Genomic DNA, 2509 nt, shown 5'->3' on the forward strand with positions numbered 1-2509 from the left:
CCGACCGCGATGCGATCAGACAACCGTTCATCCGTCTCCGACTTGACCTGCCCAGGCCGCGGCATGCACACCTCCCGGGCACAGACCCTACCAGCCCACAAACCTTAAGTCACTGGTATTGAGGCTAACGTCTGTAGCCCCGAGGGGACGAGCACTTGATCGTCGGGCCCGTTGAGTGTTACGCGCCCTTCCGGCTCGAAACAATGAAGCAATCCGACTGGTCGCATAGTTCGTCTGGGTATCTCCAGAGTATTGCCAGTGTCGAGAATAGATCGTTATGTCAACGTTGACGTCGCAGTGGCGCTTTCAGTAGGGTTAGTCGGCAGTAGAGCTAGCCGCAGTCGGGAGGGCAACGAAGCCTCCGATTCGGCGAATGTCACACAGCAGCACCGTGCGGAGCCGGTTGCGCGAGCTGGAAGAGTGACAATCGCGGCGTGTAACGAAGAGGCCACCTTCGAGTTTTGATGACGACATTGCGAATCGAGCCTGCATGGTTCAGCACCGCACCAGGTATTTCGGTTCCGACGCCGAACTGGAAGCACTTCGTCAGACGCCGCGGCTCTCATGCCTGTTTCCACGCCACGACGATGGCAGCGATGGTTTTGCTCGGAAAGTGCTGCGGCGACGACGCTGAGAGAAGAATTAGCGTTGCAATCGCTGATGGCAGCACTGCAATCTTGCACGCAAGGAAGTGTCAATGACAGAAACGACCGCAGCTTTCGAAGAAGCTTCGGGTCCGAACGAATTCAATGTCGCCGCAGACCCGGTGTTGCTGGAATGCCTCAGGCGATCGGATGCCGGTTGGGCGGAGACCGATGTACGAGCCCTCGGACAGCAAGCCGGCGCCGATCATGTACGGCGATGGGCACGTCAAGCCGAGGAATTCTCACCGATCCTGCGCACATACGATCGGTATGGCCGCCGGATCGATGAGGTGGTGTTCCATCCCAGTTGGCATAGGTTGATGTCCTCCGGTGTCGGCGCAGGACTGGGCGCCGCACCCTGGATTCAGGGACGCCCAGGTGCTCATGTGGCGCGAGCCGCCAAGGCATTCGTGTGGAGACAGGTCGAGCCGGGACACATGTGGCCACTGGAGATGACCTATGCGGTAGTGCCGACACTGCGCCACGAGCCAGCACTGGCCGCTCGGTTCGAGCCGTTGCTGACAACACCGGATTACGACTACGGATTGCGAGCACCTGAAGGTAAGCGCGGGTTGCTGGCCGCCGTGTCGATGGGCGAGAACAAAGGCGACCTCGGCATCCGTTCCATCACCACGTCGGCGTTTCCTACCGATGACGGCACCTACCTGCTGACCGGTCGCACAGTGTTCACCCCCGCGCCTATGAGTGACCTGTTTCTTGCACTCGCGCAGACGCCCGGCGGCTTGTCCTGCTTCCTAGTGCCACGCGTGCTGCCCGATAACACACGTAACCGCATACATCTGGTCCGCTTCAATGACGCGCTCGGCAACCGCACCAACGCCTTAGCAGAGATCGAATACAACGGTGCTGTGGCATGGCCGATCGGCGAAGAAGGCAGTGGCGCCACAACGATTTCAGAACTTGTCGCTATGACAAGGTTCAACTGCATCCTCAGCACTGCGAGCGGCATGCGCGCAGGACTCACACAGGCTGTTCACCATGTGGCATATCGCCACTCGACCGGAAAGCAGCTGAGCCACCAACCGCTGATGACCAACGTCTTGACAGACCTCGCCATCGAGACCGAAGCGGCGATCACCGCGGTCATGCACCTGGCCGAAGCAACTGATCGCGCGGCAGCCGGCCACAGCCAGAAAACAGCATTCCGTCGACTGGCGCTCGTAGTCTGCAACTACTGGATCTGCAAGCGAGGCTCAGCACACATCACTGAAATTCTGGACTGCCTCGGCGGCAACGGCCACCTCGAAGAATCCGGAATACCCAAGATCTACCGCGAGATGCCGATGCACTCCATCCGAGCAGGATCGAGCAACCTCGCCGCACGAGAAGCGCTGCGTGTGATAAGCAAACACCCCGAATCATTGGAGGCATTCTTCACCGAACTGGACCATGCCCGCGGCGCCGACCGGCACCTCGACGCAGCAGTGCATTTTCTTCATCACAAACTTCGAGATCCCCAACAAATGCAGTGGCGCGCAGGAAGAATCCTCGAACTCATGGCACTGACACTACAAGCAGCACTGCTGGTCCAGCACGATAATCCGGCAGTCGCGGACGCCTTCATCTCGTCGCGGCTCGGCGGCGACTGGGACGGCACCTTCGGCACCCTGTCCAACAAACCCGACACCCAGATCATCATCGCGCGAGCGCTGGCCCCCCTCCTGGATACCGAATGGACGGGACCGACACTCGTGCGTCCGGATCGTATCGCAAACACGTATTGATCCGAAACTAAAAGGTTGAAGCGTAAGTGGTGTGTGGGGCCTGGAAGTAGCTGCGGGCGCGGCCGGGGAGCTTCTGGACGCGGTGGAAGAACGAGCGCACGGCGGTCTCCATCTGGGCGG

Annotated in this window: 1 protein-coding gene; it reads left to right on the forward strand. The window is 60.0% G+C overall.

The genetic code is table 11. The features are described from left to right. Positions 1-697 precede the first annotated feature (697 nt). Positions 698-2389 (forward strand): acyl-CoA dehydrogenase family protein, encoded by a 1692-nt coding sequence (locus tag IU459_RS36915; protein WP_195134217.1) that lies wholly within the window; start codon positions 698-700, stop codon positions 2387-2389. Positions 2390-2509 lie beyond the last annotated feature (120 nt).

This window comes from Nocardia amamiensis (assembly GCF_015477605.1).
GTDB lineage: Bacteria > Actinomycetota > Actinomycetes > Mycobacteriales > Mycobacteriaceae > Nocardia > Nocardia amamiensis_A.